General features: G+C 73.1%; 13 protein-coding genes. 2 read left to right on the top strand and 11 right to left on the bottom strand.

The window, feature by feature from the left end:
* Positions 1–8: 8 nt before the first annotated feature.
* Together SAM23877_RS24960 and SAM23877_RS24955 are read left to right on the top strand one after the other, a co-directional pair.
* The gene (locus SAM23877_RS24960) at positions 9–1,007 is read left to right on the top strand and encodes an aldo/keto reductase (protein WP_053142851.1); all 999 of its coding nucleotides are present in this window, start codon (positions 9–11) and stop codon (positions 1,005–1,007) included.
* Between the two features lie 115 nt (positions 1,008–1,122).
* On the top strand, positions 1,123–2,286 hold the full coding sequence (locus SAM23877_RS24955; RefSeq protein ID WP_053137475.1) for a PQQ-dependent sugar dehydrogenase: 1,164 nt from the start codon (positions 1,123–1,125) through the stop codon (positions 2,284–2,286).
* Positions 2,287–2,310: 24 nt separating this feature from the next.
* Here the strand turns inward: SAM23877_RS24955 and SAM23877_RS24950 are convergent, their stop codons facing one another.
* From SAM23877_RS24950 to SAM23877_RS24900, 11 genes are all read right to left on the bottom strand, one after another.
* Entirely contained in the window at positions 2,311–2,514 is a 204-nt protein-coding gene (locus SAM23877_RS24950) for a DUF6191 domain-containing protein (protein WP_053137472.1), read from the bottom strand.
* 37 nt (positions 2,515–2,551) lie between these two features.
* Positions 2,552–5,677: a helix-turn-helix transcriptional regulator gene (locus SAM23877_RS24945; RefSeq protein ID WP_053137470.1), complete on the bottom strand. Its 3,126-nt coding sequence runs from the start codon at positions 5,675–5,677 to the stop codon at positions 2,552–2,554.
* A 104-nt stretch (positions 5,678–5,781) separates the two neighbouring features.
* Complete coding sequence (locus tag SAM23877_RS24940) at positions 5,782–5,967, bottom strand: hypothetical protein (protein ID WP_053137467.1); 186 nt, start codon at positions 5,965–5,967, stop codon at positions 5,782–5,784.
* 195 nt (positions 5,968–6,162) lie between these two features.
* Entirely contained in the window at positions 6,163–6,813 is a 651-nt protein-coding gene (locus SAM23877_RS24935; protein WP_053137465.1) for a hypothetical protein, read from the bottom strand.
* Between the two features lie 35 nt (positions 6,814–6,848).
* Positions 6,849–7,433, bottom strand: coding sequence for a GNAT family N-acetyltransferase (locus tag SAM23877_RS24930; RefSeq protein ID WP_053137461.1), 585 nt, complete (start codon positions 7,431–7,433; stop codon positions 6,849–6,851).
* Positions 7,411–9,657 (bottom strand): MMPL family transporter, encoded by a 2,247-nt coding sequence (locus SAM23877_RS24925; protein ID WP_053137459.1) that lies wholly within the window; start codon positions 9,655–9,657, stop codon positions 7,411–7,413. Before SAM23877_RS24925 ends, SAM23877_RS24930 begins: the two co-directional genes overlap by 23 nt.
* A 216-nt stretch (positions 9,658–9,873) precedes the next feature.
* Complete coding sequence (gene gatB / locus SAM23877_RS24920) at positions 9,874–11,385, bottom strand: Asp-tRNA(Asn)/Glu-tRNA(Gln) amidotransferase subunit GatB (protein WP_053137456.1); 1,512 nt, start codon at positions 11,383–11,385, stop codon at positions 9,874–9,876.
* Positions 11,386–11,400: 15 nt separating this feature from the next.
* Positions 11,401–11,640, bottom strand: coding sequence for a hypothetical protein (locus SAM23877_RS24915; RefSeq protein WP_053137453.1), 240 nt, complete (start codon positions 11,638–11,640; stop codon positions 11,401–11,403).
* Positions 11,637–13,130 carry an Asp-tRNA(Asn)/Glu-tRNA(Gln) amidotransferase subunit GatA gene (gene gatA / locus SAM23877_RS24910; protein WP_053137450.1) on the bottom strand — a complete coding sequence of 498 codons (1,494 nt, stop codon included), beginning with the start codon at positions 13,128–13,130 and terminating at the stop codon, positions 11,637–11,639. The genes SAM23877_RS24915 and gatA overlap by 4 nt, the downstream gene beginning before the upstream one ends.
* A 5-nt stretch (positions 13,131–13,135) precedes the next feature.
* Positions 13,136–13,432 (bottom strand): Asp-tRNA(Asn)/Glu-tRNA(Gln) amidotransferase subunit GatC, encoded by a 297-nt coding sequence (gene gatC, locus SAM23877_RS24905; protein ID WP_003973500.1) that lies wholly within the window; start codon positions 13,430–13,432, stop codon positions 13,136–13,138.
* 331 nt (positions 13,433–13,763) lie between these two features.
* Complete coding sequence (locus SAM23877_RS24900) at positions 13,764–15,986, bottom strand: putative bifunctional diguanylate cyclase/phosphodiesterase (protein WP_053137447.1); 2,223 nt, start codon at positions 15,984–15,986, stop codon at positions 13,764–13,766.
* Positions 15,987–16,017: the final 31 nt, after the last annotated feature.

Here is a 16,017-nt window from a genome sequence, read left to right as displayed (position 1 = left end):
ACGACCAGGTGGAGCGCAGGACGATCGGCGCGACGGCACTCGCGGTGGGGGCCGTCGGACTGGGGTGCATGCCGATGAGCTGGGCCTACAGCGCGTCGCGGCAGCGGGGGGACGAATCGATCAGGGCGGTGCACCGGGCCCTCGACCTGGGCGTCTCCCTGCTGGACACCGCGGACATGTACGGCCCGTTCACCAATGAGCTGCTGCTCGGGCGGGTGCTGAAGGAGCGGCGGTCCGACGCCTTCGTGTCGACCAAGGTCGGTCTGCTGGTGGGCGACCAGCACATCGTGGCCAACGGCCGTCCCGGGTACGTGCGGCGCGCCTGCGACGCCTCGCTGCGCCGGCTGCAGACGGACGTCATCGACCTCTACCAACTGCACCGCGCCGACCCCGAGATACCCGTCGAGGAGACCTGGGGCGCGATGGCGGAGCTGGTGCGGGCCGGCAAGGTACGCGCGCTCGGTCTCTGCGCGGTCGGCGCGCGGTCGGCCCGGCGCCCGGGGGCGCGGCTGCACGACGCGACGGTCCGGCAGCTGGAGCGGGTGCAGCAGGTCTTCCCGGTGAGCGCGGTCGAGGCCGAACTGTCGGTGTGGTCGCCGGAGGCGCTGCGGACGCTGCTGCCGTGGTGCGTCTCGCGCGGTGTCGGCTTCCTCGCCGCGATGCCGCTCGGCAACGGCTTCCTGACCGGCACGCTCACCCCCGGCCAGGGCTTCGAACCGGAGGACCTGCGGGCCCGGCACCCCCGCTTCACCGCCGAGATGATGGCCGCCAACCAGCCGATCGTGGCCGGGTTGCGCCGGATCGCCGCCCGGCACGGCGACGGGGTGACACCGGCGCAGGTGGCGCTGGCCTGGGTGCTGGCGCAGGGGCGGCACGTGGTGCCGGTGCCGGGGACCAAGCGCGATCGCTGGGTGACCGAGAACGCGGGGGCCGCGGAGCTGCTGCTGACCGAGCAGGATCTCGCCGAGGTGGGCCGGCTGCCGGCGGCTCAGGGGTCGTGGGAGTGACGCGCACGGTCGGGCGGGAGCGGGTTCGCGGGTTCGGAGTTCCTCGATCGGGAACTCGACGGGCGCGTGCGGTGTATGACAGGGAGAACCCCGCCGCGTCGAAGGGACCAAGATCGTGCCACGTCGAGCCTTGCCGACCGTGTTGGCCACCGCCGCCCTGCTGTTGACGGCCGGTTGCTCCTCCGACGACGGGGAGGCGTCGGGCGCCGAGGGCGGTTCCTCCCCCAGCCGAACGGCGGCGCAGTCGTCGCCCTCGGGCTCGGCCGCCGAGGAGACCCCGCCCGCGAAGGGCTCCGTGACGGTGACCCGTACGGTCGCCACGGGGCTCCGGAGCCCCTGGGGTCTGGCCCCGCTGCCGGGCGGTGGGCTGCTGGTCTCCTCCCGTGACGAGGCCACGCTCACGCGGGTGGACGAGAAGACGGGCGAGAAGACCGAGCTGGGCGAGGTGCCCGGGGTGTCCGCCTCCGGCGAGGGGGGCCTCCTCGGCATCGCCCTCTCCCCGGACTACGCCTCGGACCGGATGGTCTACGCGTACTTCACCTCGGCCTCGGACAACCGCATCGTGCGCATGCGGTACGACGAGAAGAAGCCGCCCGGTGAGCAGCTGGGCGCGCCGGACACGGTCTTCCGGGGCATCCCCAAGGGCGTCATCCACAACGGCGGCCGGATCGCCTTCGGCCCGGACAAGATGCTCTACGCCGGCACGGGCGAGAGCGGCGACACGGGCCTGTCCCAGGACAAGGAGTCCCTGGGCGGCAAGATCCTGCGGATGACGCCGGACGGCGAACCGGCGCCCGGCAACCCCTTCCCCGACTCCACGGTGTACTCGTACGGCCACCGCAACGTGCAGGGGCTGGCCTGGGACGACGAGCAGCGGTTGTTCGCCGCCGAGTTCGGCCAGGACACCTGGGACGAACTGAACGCGATCAGCCCGGGCGACAACTACGGCTGGCCCGAGGCCGAGGGCAAGGGCGGCGGCTCCGGCTTCCACGATCCGCTCGCCCAGTGGAGCACCGACGAGGCCTCGCCCAGCGGCGTCGCGTACGCCGGGGGGTCCCTCTGGACGGCCGGGCTGCGCGGCGAGCGGTTGTGGCGCGTGCCGCTGAAGGGCACGGAGGCCGCGGCCGACCCGCAGGCCTTCCTGGAGGGCGAGTACGGCCGGCTGCGCACCGTGGCACCGGCGGGCGGCGACAAGCTGTGGCTGGTGACCAGCAACACGGACGGCCGGGGCGACGCGAAGGGCGACGACGACCGGATCCTGGAGCTGGAGGTGAAGTAGGCCGCGCCGCTCGGGCCGCGCCGCTCAGTCCTCGTCGTGCGCCTCCTCGTGCGCTTCGACGCGCCCGGGGCGCGGCAGGTGGACGACGACCTTGCCCGAGGTGAGGTCTATCGGGCCCTGGGCGGGGTCGCCGTCGCCGACGTCCTCGCGGGTCAGTTCGAGACGGTTCTGCTCGTCGTGGGTGTGCTTGCGGCCGGGGGAGAACAGTTCCTCGAATGCGTTGAACACGGAGCCTCCGTCCGTCGGCGTCCCTCCAGCGTAGCCGTCACCGTGCGGAACGGGACGGGAGCCGCTGCGCCGGGAACAGCGCCAGCCGGTGGGCCACCGCCGCCGCCTCGCCGCGGCCGGAGACCCCGAGTTTGGCCAGGATGTTGGAGACGTGGACGCTGGCCGTCTTGGGGGAGATGAACAGCGTCTCCGCTATCTGGCGGTTGGTGCGCCCCTCGGCGACCAGGCGCAGGACGTCGCGCTCCCGGCTGGTGAGTCCTAGGGCCTCGGCCGGGTCGGCCGAGCCGGCGGGGGCCGCGGGACCGGCCGCGCGGCCGAGGGTGAGGCGGGCGCGCTGGGCGAGCACGCCGACCGCGTCGGCCAGGGGGCGGGCGCCGAGGTGGTCGGCGACGGCGCGGGCCAGGCGGAGCAGTTCGACGGCGCGGGCGCGCTCGTCCTCGCCGCCGGTGTCCAGCAGGGCGACGGCCAGCCGGTGCCGGACGCGGGCGAGTTCGTAGGGCCGCTCCAGTACTTCGAAGGCCGCGACCGCCTCCGCCCACGTCTGTGGGGTGTCCCGGCCCTCGGCGCGGTGGAGTTCGGCGCGGACCCACTTGTCGTGGGCGAGCCAGGTGGGGGCGCCGGTGGTGAGCGATTTGGCGGCCAGGGCGATGCGGTCGAGGACCTCGGCACGCCCCTCCTCGGCGGCCGGCAGTCCGCGCGCGTCGGCCTCGGCCTCGGCGGCGGAGAGCAGCAGGGGCCAGCCGTAGCGCTGGGTGCCGAGCGGGAAGCCGGAGTCCAGGACCCGGTCGAGTTCGGCCCGGGCGTCGAGGATGCGGCCCTCGGCGGCGGCGAGGCCGAGGGTGAGGGCGGCCAGCGGCAGCCGGTACTGCGGCATGGTGTCGTGGGTGCCGTAGGCCGCCCGGGCCTCGGCGAGCTGCCGGGCCGCCTCGGCCGTCTCGCCCCGGGCGAGCGCGACGGTGGCCCGCTTGAGGGCGGCACCGGCGCGTGGTGCGGCACTGCGGCCCGGGGCCCCGGACACCACGGCGGCCTCGACCGCCTCGTCCCAGCGGCCCAGGGAGATGAGCGTCTCGGCGAGATTGCCCCACACGTAGGCCTCGGACTCCAGCAGACCCATCCGACGGGTCAGTCCGATGCCCTCGCGCAGGATGCCGAGCGCCTCCTCGGAGCGGCCGATGCTCTCCAGGACGGAGGGCAGGTTGATGTGGCTGCGGGCCACCACGGCGGCCCGGCCCTGCGCCACCACCAGGTCTTTCACCTGGTACATCTCGGCCAGTCCCGCGTCGACGTGCCCCGCGTCGACCATCAGTCCGCCGAGGGTGAGCCGGGCGTTGAGCTCGATGTCGTCGGCGCCCACCATGCGCGCGTACTCGACGGCCCGCTCCGCGGCGGTCACGGCGTCGGGGCCGGGGTCGTGCAGCATCGACCAGCTGGCAGCCATGGAGAGCACCTCGGCGTGCACCTCGGACGGCGGCAGGCCACGGACCAGCTCCTGGGCGATGCCGAGCTCCCGCCATCCGTCGCCGCGGCCCTGCGCCTGGACCAGCAGGGAACGCTGCGTCCAGAACCAGGCCGCGCGCTGCGGGTCGCGGCTGCTCGCGCTCGCCCCGGCGCCCGCGTCCTGCTCCTCCTCCAGCAGGCGGAGCGCCCGCTTGGCGATCTTCATGGCGCGCTCGCGCTCCCCGCACAGCCGCCCGGCGACGGCGGCCTCGGCCATCAGGTCCAGGTAGCGCAGCGGCTTGGTGGCCGGATCACAGCCGCAGGGCGGATAGACCTCGGTGTAGTCGACGGGCCGCAGGGTGGCGCGTACGTCGTCGGGGGCGGAGTCCCACAGCTCCATCGCGCGTTCCAGCAGCCGCAGTTGTTCGGCGTAGGCGTGCCGGCGGCGGGCCTCGACGGAGGCGTCCAGTACGGCGGGCAGGGCCTTGGCGGGGTCGTGGGCGTGGTACCAGTAGCTGGCCAGGCGCATCACGCGTTCGTCGGCGGGGACCAGGGTGGGGTCGGCGTCGAGGGCCTCGGCGTAGCGGCGGTTGAGCCGGGAGCGCTCGCCGGGCAGCAGGTCGTCGGCGACGGCCTCGCGGACCAGGGAGTGGCGGAACCGGTAGCCGTCGCCGTCGGGTGCCGGGAGCAGCAGGTTGGCGTTGACGGCGGCGCGCAGTGCCTCGATGAGGTCGTCCTCGGCGAGCCGGGCGACGGCGGCGAGCAGCCGGTACTCGACGGTGGAACCGCCCTCGGCGACGATCCGGGCGACCCGCTGCGCGCTCTCGGAGAGCGCCTCGACCCGCACCAGGAGCAGGTCGCGCAGGGAGTCGGTGAGGCCGGCGCAGCAGCCCTCGTGGGCGGCGACGGCGAGTTCCTCGACGAAGAAGGCGTTGCCGTCGGAGCGTTCGAAGATCTCGTCGACCTGGAGCGGATCGGGCTCCTGGGCGAGGATGCCGGCGACCTGGCGGCCCACCTCCTCCCGGGTGAAGCGGCCGAGTTCGACGCGGCGGACGGTACGCAGCCGGTCGAGTTCGGCGAGCAGGGGGCGCAGCGGGTGGCGCCGGTGGATGTCGTCGGAGCGGTAGGTGGCCAGGACGACGAGGCGGCCGGTCCGCAGGGTGCGGAAGAGGTAGGCGATGAGGTGGCGGGTGGAGGCGTCGGCCCAGTGCAGGTCCTCCAGGACGAGGACGACGGTGTGCCGGGCGGCGACACGCTCCAGCAGGCGGGCGGTGAGCTCGAAGAGCCGGGCCATGCTCTCCTCGTCGTGCCGGCCGCCGCCGGCGCCCGGGGTGTGCTCGCCCAGTTCGGGCAGCAGCCGCGCCAGCTCCTCCTCCTGCCCGGCCGCCGCGGCGGCCATCTCCGCGGGCAGTTCGCGGCGCAGGGCGCGCAGCGCGGTGGAGAAGGGCGCGAAGGGGAGCCCGTCGGCTCCTATCTCGACGCAACCGCCCAGCGCGACCACGGCGCCCTGCCGGCGGGCGGCGGTGGCGAACTCCTCGACGAGGCGGGTCTTGCCGACCCCTGCCTCGCCGCCGAGCAGCAGTGCCTGCGGCTCTCCCCCGGCGCCGGGCCCGGGGGCGGTGCCCCCGCCGCCGGCGCGGACGAGCGCGTCGTTCAGCGTGTCCAGTTCACCGACGCGGCCGACGAACACGGGACTGACGGACCTGGTCTCCACGGACCCGAGCATCGCACGCGGGTACGACAGCGCGGCGGAATTTTCCGGGAGGAGGGCGCCGGACGGAACGACGGCGGGGAGGGCGGCCGTACGGCCGCCCTCCCCGGTCCCCCCGTTCACGCGGCGCGGGTGAACCCGTGCCGGCGCGACCGCGACGTATGGCTCTCCGCCGGGGCGGCGTCGCGGCGGGCTTCCCGGCGGGCGGCGCGGCGGGCGCGGAGGGCCTCGCGGACCAGCCGGGCCTCGTCGGCGCGGCGGATCAGTTCGGCGGAACGGGCCTGCTGGATCTCGAACTCGAACATGGTGTGTCCCTTGGTGAGAGGTGGTTTCTGCTTCGCTCGCTGCGATGCCTCAACCTTCGTCTCCCAGGGGGGTCCGCCACATCGGGTAAGTTCCGCATCTTCGGGCGGAGGGCGGGGCCTTAGACGTGTGTGAGGGGTCTTAGGACGGGCGTGAGCGCACGCCGGTGTCCTAAGACCCCTCGGGGCCGCGGAGGGTCAGCTCACGGACGGCACGCTCAGCATGACGTCGGTGTACTTGAGCACGGCCAGGATCAGCCCGATCACGCCCAGGGCGACGCCGGCCCAGGAGACCGACTTGATCCACGCCGCCTGCGGCTTGCCGGGCACGCCGAACGCGGGCCGGACCAGCACCACGACGCCGACGATCAGCGCGATCAGCGCGAAGACGCCGCCCCAGAGCGCGGTGGCCTGCCAGGCCTCGCCGTAACCCTTCTCCAGCATGGTCTGGACGTTCGAGGACGAGGTCGTCTCCAGCTGCCCGAAGACCGACTCGCGGGCGGACGCGACGGTGCCGACCCAGCTGCCGGTCAGCGACACGATGCCGAGCCCCGCGGAGACGACGGCGCCCGCGCCCTGTCCGACGCCGGTGGCGCCCTGGTCGCCCGCGGCACCGGTCCCGGCGCCCTCGGTGTCCGCGTCGTCGGTGTCCTCGCCGGTGCCGGCGGCGTCCGCGGTGCCGTGCGGGACGGCGTCTTCACCGGTCGCGGTGCCCGCCCCGGCGGTCTCGGACCCGGCGGTCTCGGAACCGGCGGTCCCGGATCCGGTGTTCTCGGGAGACTCCGTGGCCTCGTCCGTCTTGTCCTTGTCGGTCTTCACGCCGGTCTCGTCCACTGTCTTCGTTCCCATGCCTCGCACCGTACGGACGCTGTCTGAGAGGTCCCTTAATGATCCTTGTGAGCGGCACGCGCGCGTGCCTCACGTGCCGCACGCCACTCGGGCGCGAGCACCGCCCACACCTCCATGTCCTGGCGGGCACCCCGGTAGGGGAAGCTCTCGCGCAACACGCCCTCCCGCATCATGCCGAGTCGCCGGGCGGCGTTGACACTCGGGGTGTTGGCCGAGGAGGCGTGCCACTCGACGCGGTGCATGCCGCGCTCGTCGAAGGCCCAGTCGATCAGGACACGGGCGCCGCGTGTCACGAGGCCCCGGCCCGTTGCGGCGGGCTCCAGCCAGCAGCCGATCTCGCAGACGCCGGTGGCGGCGTCGAAGACCCGGTAGAGCAGCCCTCCGACGAGTTCGCCGTCCAGCCACAGACCGTGCAGGAAGCCGCTGTCGGCGGCGTGCCGGTCGGCGTAGGACTGGAGGATCTCCCGGGCGGAGTCGACGTCGGTGGCCTTCGCCCCGAAGGGGATGTGCTCCGTGATGAACTCCCTGCCCCGCTCCAGGTGCGCCAGGAACTCCTCGGCGTGCCAGGTCTCCAGGGGGCGCAGTTCGGCTCCGTCGTCACCCAGTGGTATCGCGTACATCCCGCTGTCGTTCCTCCTCCGCAAGGACGTCCGCCACTTCGGCGTCCGTCGCCGCGGCCAGCCTCTCATGGGCGGTACGGGCCTCGGGCGGCTCGATGCTGATGCGCGGCAGGAGCCTGTCCAGCCTGCGCGGCAGCCACCAGTTGGCGCTGCCCAGCAGGTGCATCAGGGCGGGCACCAGGAGCGTGCGCAGGACGAAGGCGTCCAGGGCGACGGCGGCGGCGAGCGCGATGCCGAACATGGCGATCACCCGGTCGCCGCTGAGCACGAAGGCGAGGAACACCGAGATCATGATGACCGCGGCCGAGTTGATCACCCGGCCGGTCTCGGCGAGGCCGACCCGGACGGCCCGGCGGTTGTCGCCGGTCTCCAGCCACTCCTCGTACATCCGGCTGACCAGGAAGACCTGGTAGTCCATGGAGAGCCCGAAGAGCACCGACACCATGATGACGGGCAGGAAGGGTTCGATGGGGCCGGCGCTGCCGAGGCCCAGCAGCTCGCTCCCCCAGCCCCACTGGAAGATCGCGACGACGACGCCGAAGGAGGCGGCGACGGCGGCCACGTTCATCACGGCGGCCTTGAGCGGGATGCCGACGGAGCGGAAGGCCAGCAGGAGCAGCAGGCAGCCGAGGCCCACGACCACACCGACGAAGAGCGGAAGCTTGCCGACGATGACGCCGGCGAAGTCGTCGTAGCCGGCCGTCACCCCGCCCACGTGCACGTCCAGGGCGGTGCCCCGCTCGGCGCGCGGCAGCACCTCGGAGCGCAGCCGCTCGACGAGGTCGCTGGTCCGCTGGGACTGCGGTGCCGACTCGGGTACGAGGGTGAGGAACGCGGTGTCTCCGGCCGAGTTGTACGCCACCGGGGTCACCGAGGAGACGCCCTCGGTGGTGCGCAGCGAGGCGTCGAGGTTGTCCAGGGCGAGCCGGTCCTCGGCTCCGCCCACCTCGGTGACCAGCGTGAGGGGGCCGTTGACGCCGGGCCCGAAGCCCTCGGCGAGGAGGTCGTAGGCCTGGCGGGTGGTGGTGCCCTTGGGGTCGTTGCCCTGGTCGGAGGTGCCCAGGCGCAGGCCGAGGGTGGGCAGCGCGAGGACGGTGACGACGAGGAGGGCGACGGCGCCGAGGAGCTTGGGCCGGCGTTCGACCAGCGCCGACCAGCGCGCGGCGAAACCGGTCGGCAGCTCGGGTTCCGGCCCGTGCTCCGCGAGGCGCCGCCGCTCGCGCCGGCTCAGGGCGCGCGGGCCGATGTACGACAGCAGCGCCGGTAGCAGGGTGACGGAGGCCGCGACGGTGAGGAGGACGGTCAGCGAGGCGGCGATGGCCACACCGTTGAGGAAGCCGAGCCGCAGGATCAGCATGCCCAGCAGGGCGATGCAAACGGTGGCACCCGCGAAGACGACCGCGCGTCCCGTGGTCGCGACGGCGTTCTCGGCGGCCTCGGCCACGGACAGGCCCCGCTTCAGCCCGCGCCGGTGCCGGGTGACGATGAACAGCGCGTAGTCGATGCCGACGCCGAGCCCGATGAGGGTGCCCAGCATGGGGGCGAAGTCGGCGACGGTCATGAAGTGCCCGAGCAGGGTGATCCCCGCGTAGGCGGTGCCGACGGAGACCAGCGCGGTGGCGATGGGCAGCACGGACGCGGCCAGGGAGCCGAAGGCGAGGAAGAGCACGACCGCGGCGACGGCCACTCCGACGGCCTCGGCGAGGTGGCCTTCCGGCGCCTCGGTGAGCGCTACGGCGCCGCCGCCCAGTTCGATCCGGAGGCCGTCGGACTCCGCCGCCCGGGCCGCGTCGACCACGGCCCGGGCCTCGGCCGCGTCGACGTCCTGGGAGGCGTCCCGGAACGTGACGGAGGCGTACGCGGTGTCGTCGTTCTCGCTGATCAGGGGCGAGTCGGGGTCGTCGTACGGGTTGCTGACCGAGGCCACCCCGGGCAGGTGCGCGATGCGGTCCAGGGTGCGGGTCATGGTCTGTTCGACGTCGGCGGCGCGCACGGTGCCGGTCGTCGTGTGCCAGACGATCGTGTCGCTCTCGCCGCCCAGGCCGGGGAAACCGGAGGCGAGCAGCCGGGAGGCGCGGTCGGAGTCGGTGCCCGGGACCCCGTAGTCGTTGGAGTACGCGGAACCCGTGAGCACGGCGGCGGTGGCGGCGCCGCCGAAGGCGGCGAGCCAGAGCAGGACGGCGACGAGGCGGCGTCGGACACACCAGCGTGCAAGGGCTGCCACGATCGTGCTCCCAGGTGTCTGATTGTGGATCTTTGACCGGGAACAGTCGTTCATGGAGTGAACAGCCCGCAAAGAACGCATGAGCAATGCGACGTCACTCTTTCAGGCAGAAGTGATCGTTTGCGGAATTCGTGGGCTTATTCACATGGCGGGCATGCCGAAGGGGGATACATCGTTGCCGATGCATCCCCCTCGGAGCGCCTCAGAGTGCGGGTGTCAGCCCTCGACGCCCAGCTTCTGCAGGATCAGTTCCTTGACGCGGGCCGCGTCCGCCTGACCACGGGTCGCCTTCATGACCGCGCCGACCAGGGCACCGGCCGCGGCCACCTTGCCGCCGCGGATCTTGTCGGCGACGCCCGGGTTGCCGGCGATGGCCTCGTCGACGGCGGCGGTCAGCGCGCCCTCGTCGGAGACGACCTTCAGGCCGCGCTGGTCGACGACCTCGTCCGGCGTGCCCTCACCGGCGAGGACGCCCAGGATGACCTGGCGGGCCAGCTTGTCGTTCAGGTCGCCCTTGTCGACCAGCTCGGCGACCCGGGCCACCTGCTCCGGCGTGATCGCCAGCTCGTCCAGCGACTTCTGGGACTCGTTGGCGCTGCGGGCCAGCTCCCCCATCCACCACTTGCGGGCGGACGCCGCGTCCGCGCCGGCGTCGATCGTGGCGACGATCGGGTCCAGCGCGCCGGCGTTGAGGATCGACTGCATGTCGGTGCCGGAGATGCCCCACTCCTCGCGGAGCCGGTTGCGGCGCACCAGCGGCAGTTCGGGCAGGGCGGAGCGGATCTCCTCGACCCACTCGCGCGAGGGCGCCACCGGCACCAGGTCGGGCTCCGGGAAGTACCGGTAGTCCTCGGCCTCCTCCTTCACGCGGCCCGCGGTCGTGGACCCGGTGTCCTCGTGGAAGTGGCGGGTCTCCTGGACGATCGTGCCGCCGCCGTTCAGCACGGCCGCGTGCCGCTGGATCTCGAAGCGGGCCGCGCGCTCGACGGACCGCAGCGAGTTCACGTTCTTCGTCTCGGAGCGGGTGCCGAACTTCTCCCGGCCGTGCGGGCGCAGCGACAGGTTCACGTCGCAGCGCATCTGGCCCTGCTCCATGCGGGCCTCGGAGACACCGAGCGCCTTGATGAGTTCGCGCAGCTCACGGACGTACGCCCGCGCGACCTCGGGGGCGCGCTCGCCCGCTCCCTCGATCGGCTTGGTGACGATCTCGATGAGCGGGATGCCGGCGCGGTTGTAGTCCAGCAGGGAGTGGGAAGCGCCGTGGATACGGCCGGTGGCGCCGCCGACGTGCAGCGACTTGCCGGTGTCCTCCTCCATGTGGGCGCGCTCGATCTGCACGCGGAAGGTCTCGCCGTCCTCCAGCTGCACGTCGAGGTAGCCGTCGAAGGCGATCGGCTCGTCGTACTGGGAGGTCTGGAAGTTCTTCGGCATGTCCGGATAGAAGTAGTTCTTCCGGGCGAAGCGGCACCACTCGGCGATCTCGCAGTTCAGCGCGAGGCCGATCCGGATCGCCGACTCGACCCCGGTCGCGTTGACGACCGGGAGCGCGCCGGGCATGCCGAGGCAGACCGGGCAGGTCTGGGTGTTCGGGTCGGCGCCGAGCGCGGTCGAACAGCCGCAGAACATCTTGGTCTTGGTGCCGAGTTCGACATGGACCTCGAGGCCCATGACGGGGTCGTACGAAGCCAGAGCGTCCTCGTACGACACCAGGTCGGTCGTGGTGGTCACGGTGAAACTTCCCTCTCAGCCCAGCAGGACGTCGTCGTCGCCCAGCCGCTTCAGCTCGCGGTAGAGGATGGCGAGGCCGGTGGCGATGGCGGCGGCGGACACGGCGGCGTCGACCAGACGGAGCGTGTCGCTCTCGGTGCGGGCGAGCTTCGCCTGCTTGGCGACGCTGAACGCGCCGAACGCGGTGGTGGCCATGGACAGGTACAGGCCGTTCTTGGACTTCTTGAAGCCCTTGGCCTTCGACAGCTTGCTCACAGCGACGGTGCCTCCTCGATCAGCGGGTGGCCCCACTTTTCCACGAACGCGGCCTCGACGGCGGCGCCGACCTTGTAGAGCCGGTCGTCCTTCATGGCGGGAGCGATGATCTGCAGGCCCACCGGCAGGTTGTCCTCGGGGGCGAGGCCGCAGGGCAGCGACATGGCCGCGTTGCCCGCCAGGTTGGTGGGGATGGTGCACAGGTCGGCGAGGTACATCGCCATCGGGTCGTCGGCGCGCTCACCGATCGGGAAGGCGGTGGTCGGGGTCGTCGGGGAGACGATCACGTCGACCTGCTCGAAGGACCGCTCGAACTCCTGCTTGATGAGGGTGCGGACCTTCTGGGCGCTGCCGTAGTACGCGTCGTAGTAGCCGCTCGAGAGGGCGTACGTGCCGAGCATGATGCGCCGCTTGACCTCGGGACCGAAGCCGGCCTCGCGGGTCAGGGAGGTGACCTCCTCGGCGGAGTGCGTGCCGTCGTCGCCGACGCGCGCGCCGTAGCGCAGGCCGTCGAAGCGGGCGAGGTTGGAGGAGCACTCCGAGGGCGCGATCAGGTAGTACGCGGAGAGCGCGAGGTCGAAGGACGGGCAGTCCAGCTCGACGATCTCGGCGCCCAGCTCCTTCAGCAGCTCGACGGACTCGTCGAAGCGCTGGACGACGCCGGCCTGGTAGCCCTCGCCGCGGAACTGCTTGACGACGCCGACGCGCATCCCGGCGACGCTGCCGTTGCGGGCGGCCTCGACGACGGCGGGGACCGGGGCGTCGATGGAGGTGGAGTCCATCGGGTCGTGACCGGCGATCACCTCGTGCAGCAGGGCCGCGTCCAGAACCGTGCGGGCGCAGGGGCCGCCCTGGTCGAGGGAGGAGGAGAAGGCCACCATGCCGTAGCGGGAGACGCCGCCGTACGTCGGCTTGACGCCGACCGTGCCGGTGACGGCCGCGGGCTGGCGGATGGAACCGCCGGTGTCGGTGCCGATGGCGAGCGGCGCCTGGAAGGCGGCGAGGGCAGCGGAGGAACCGCCGCCGGAGCCGCCGGGGATCCTGGTGAGGTCCCAGGGGTTGCCGGTCGGGCCGTAGGCGCTGTTCTCGGTGGAGGACCCCATGGCGAACTCGTCCATGTTGGTCTTGCCGAGGATGACGACGTCGGCGGCCTTGAGGCGCTGGGTGACGGTCGCGTCGTACGGCGGGATCCAGCCCTCGAGGATCTTCGAACCGACGGTCGTGGGCACGCCCTCGGTGGTGAAGATGTCCTTGAGCGCGAGCGGGACGCCGGCCAGCGGGCCGAGCTTCTCGCCGCGCTCGCGCTTGGCGTCCACGGCGCGGGCCTGGGCCAGCGCGCCCTCGCGGTCGACGTGCAGGAAGGCGTGCACCTTCTCGTCGACGGCCTCGATGCGGGCCAGGTGGGCCTCGGTGACCTCGACGGCGGTCAGCTCGCCGGAGGCGATCTTCGCGGCGATCTCGGCCGCGGTGAGCTTGATGATGTCGCTCATGGCGGTTACTCCTCCCCCAGGATCTGCGGCACCTTGAAACGCTGCTGCTCCTGGGCCGGGGCGCCGGAGAGCGCCTGCTCGGGCGTGAGCGACGGACGGACCTCGTCCGGCCGCATGACGTTCGTCAGCGGGAGCGGGTGCGAGGTCGGCGGTACGTCTTGGTCGGCGACCTCGCTGACGCGGGCGACCGCGCCGATGATGTCGTCCAGCTGTCCCGCGAAGTGCTCGAGCTCTTCGGGCTTCAGCTCCAGACGCGCCAGCCGGGCGAGGTGGGCGACCTCCTCGCGCGTGATGCCAGGCATGCAGCGTTCCTCTGGGGTGAGTGTGTGCGGTTCGGGCCAATCGGCTCGTGCCCAATCCTATGGGGCGTGGCGCCGTGGCCGTTAAACGGTTTCCCCCGGGTGCATCCCGGAACCACGCCTCCCGGGCCGGGCGGGGCCCGCGGAGGGGGCGGAGGGCCGCAGGCCGGGCGAGGGCCGCAGGCCGGGCGAGAGCCGCAGGCCGGGCGAGAGCCGCAGGCCGGGCGAGAGCCGCAGGCCGGGGTCGGCCGGGTCGGAGGTTCGTCGCGGGGCCGCGGGCGGGTGGGCGCCCGGGCGCCTCACCGAGGGGCGGGCGCTCCCGGCGGGCGGGCGGTCACTCGTCGGTCGCCGCCACGGGCAGCGCGGCGGCCGGCCGCACCCAGCCGCGTGAGCCCCGTGCGCGCAGCCACGCCGTCGTCTCCTCCGGCGGCATCGCGGCCGCGACCAGCCAGCCCTGTACGGCGTCGCAGCCCAGGTCGCGCAGGCGTTCCCAGGTCTCGTCGTCCTCCACGCCCTCGGCGACGACGAGCAGGCCGAGGGAGTGGGCGAGGTCGACGGTGCAGCGCACGATCTCGGCGTCTTCGGTGTCGATGGCCAGCCTGGCCACGAACGAGCGGTCGATCTTGAGCTCGCTGACGGGGAGCCTGCGCAGGTGGACCAGGGAGGAGTAGCCGGTGCCGAAGTCGTCCAGGGACATCTTGACGCCGTGCCCGGTCAGCGCGTTGAGGGTGTCGGCGGCGCGCTGCGGGTCCTCCAGGAGGACGTGCTCCGTGATCTCGAGCTGGAGCGCTCCCGCCGGGACGCCGTGCCGGGCCAGCCGGGCGGCCACCGCGCCCGCGAAGCCGGGGGTGTGCACGTCGCGCGGGGAGACGTTCACCGCGACCGGCACGAACAGGCCCTGGGAGCGCCAGCGGGCGACCTGGGCCAGCGCCGTCTCCAGCACGTACTCGGTGAGGTGCGGCATGAGCCCGGAGGACTCGGCGATGGCTATGAACTCGTCCGGCGGCACCTTGCCGCGCTCGGGGTGCACCCAGCGGACCAGCGCCTCCAGCCCCGCGACCTGTCCGTCGAAGCGGACCTTGGGCTGGTAGTGCAGCTCGACCTCGTGCGCGTCCAGCGCCCGGCGCAGGTCGCCCAGGAGTCCGAGCCGGTCCGGGGTGTTGGAGTCCCGCTTGGACTCGTAGACCTCGACGCCCGTGCGGTCCCGCTTCGCCTGGTACATCGCCACGTCCGCGCGGCGCAGCAGCCCCTCCGCGTCCAGCGCGTGCTCGGGGAAGACGGCTACCCCGGCGCTGGCCTCCAGGACGAGGGTGAGCCCGTCCAGGTCCATCGGGGAGCTGAGCGCGGCCACGAGGCCCCGGGTGATGCGGGTCGCCGACGTGGTGGAGTCGGCGACGGGCAGTAAGACGGCGAACTCGTCGCCACCGAGCCGCGCGGCCTCCGCCCCGCGCGGCAGCGCCTGCCGCAGCCGGTCGGCGGTCTGCAGCAGCAGCCGGTCGCCGGCCAGGTGTCCGAGCGTGTCGTTGACCGACCGGAACCGGTCGAGGTCGATCAAGAGCAGGGCGGAGCGGGCGCCGATGCGCTCGGCGTCGTCCAGCGCGGCCCACGTCCGCTCCAGCAGCCACTGCCGGTTGGGCAGCCCGGTGAGCGGGTCGCGCAGCTGCTCCTCGGCCCGGGCGCGGGCGATCCACAGCGTGGAGTCGAGGGCGATCAGCGGGATCGAGAACAGCGGCAGCAGCAGCGGCTTGGCGACGGCGACCACGCAGATCAGTGGCGCGATTCCGAGCAGCGCGACGGCGACCAGCCCCTGTCTGACCAGAGCGCTGCGCGCCACGGTGGGCAGGCCGGCGCGCGGTGTCTGCAGGTACCACAGCAGGGCGCGGGTGACGGCGAGGTAGGCGACCGCCACGAGCACCACCTTGGGCACCGCGGACACGCCCCACGTGTTCGGGTCCCAGGGGTTCTCCACGGACGGCACGGAGCCGCAGACACCCAGCACCAGGGCGCCGGCGGCGATGCCGAGGATGTCCACCGCGCCGTGCAGGACGCCGTGCCGCCAGCGGCCCCGGCGGGCCACGCCGACCAGGACCACGACCGTGAGGCTGACCATGCCGGCCGGAACCCAGCCGTACAGCAGCAGCACGGCGAGGGTGAGGGCGGCGCCGGAGCCGGTGCCGCCCCACCAGCGGGAGCGGCCGAGCATGACCAGGTGGCCCACGACGATGCCGGTCAGCACGGCCAGGGACCAGCCGGCGATGCCGGACGGGAAGAGGGCGTGGCCGTCGGTGAACGCCCGGTAGAAGCCGGCGCCCAGTACGAAGGCGGCGGCCGCGACGACCGCCGAGGGCAACGCGGGCCAGGACAGGTGCCGTTCGCCGTCGGCGTCGGACAGGGCTGAGGGGTGGCGGGCGGCCGACGGCGCGGAGCCGCGGGCGTCCGCCGCGGGATGCGGTGCGTCACCACCGCGCTGCCCGAGCCACCGGCTCACGTACCACGCGCCCACCATGTGACGCACGCGCAGCCGTGAGCCCGCGGCGGCGCTCTCGGTCGGTTCCATTCCCGTCCCTCTCACAGCCGGCGGTGCCCAC

Source organism: Streptomyces ambofaciens ATCC 23877 (assembly GCF_001267885.1).
GTDB classification, from domain to species: Bacteria; Actinomycetota; Actinomycetes; order Streptomycetales; family Streptomycetaceae; genus Streptomyces; species Streptomyces ambofaciens.
This window is presented reverse-complemented; position numbering and strand designations above follow the sequence as displayed.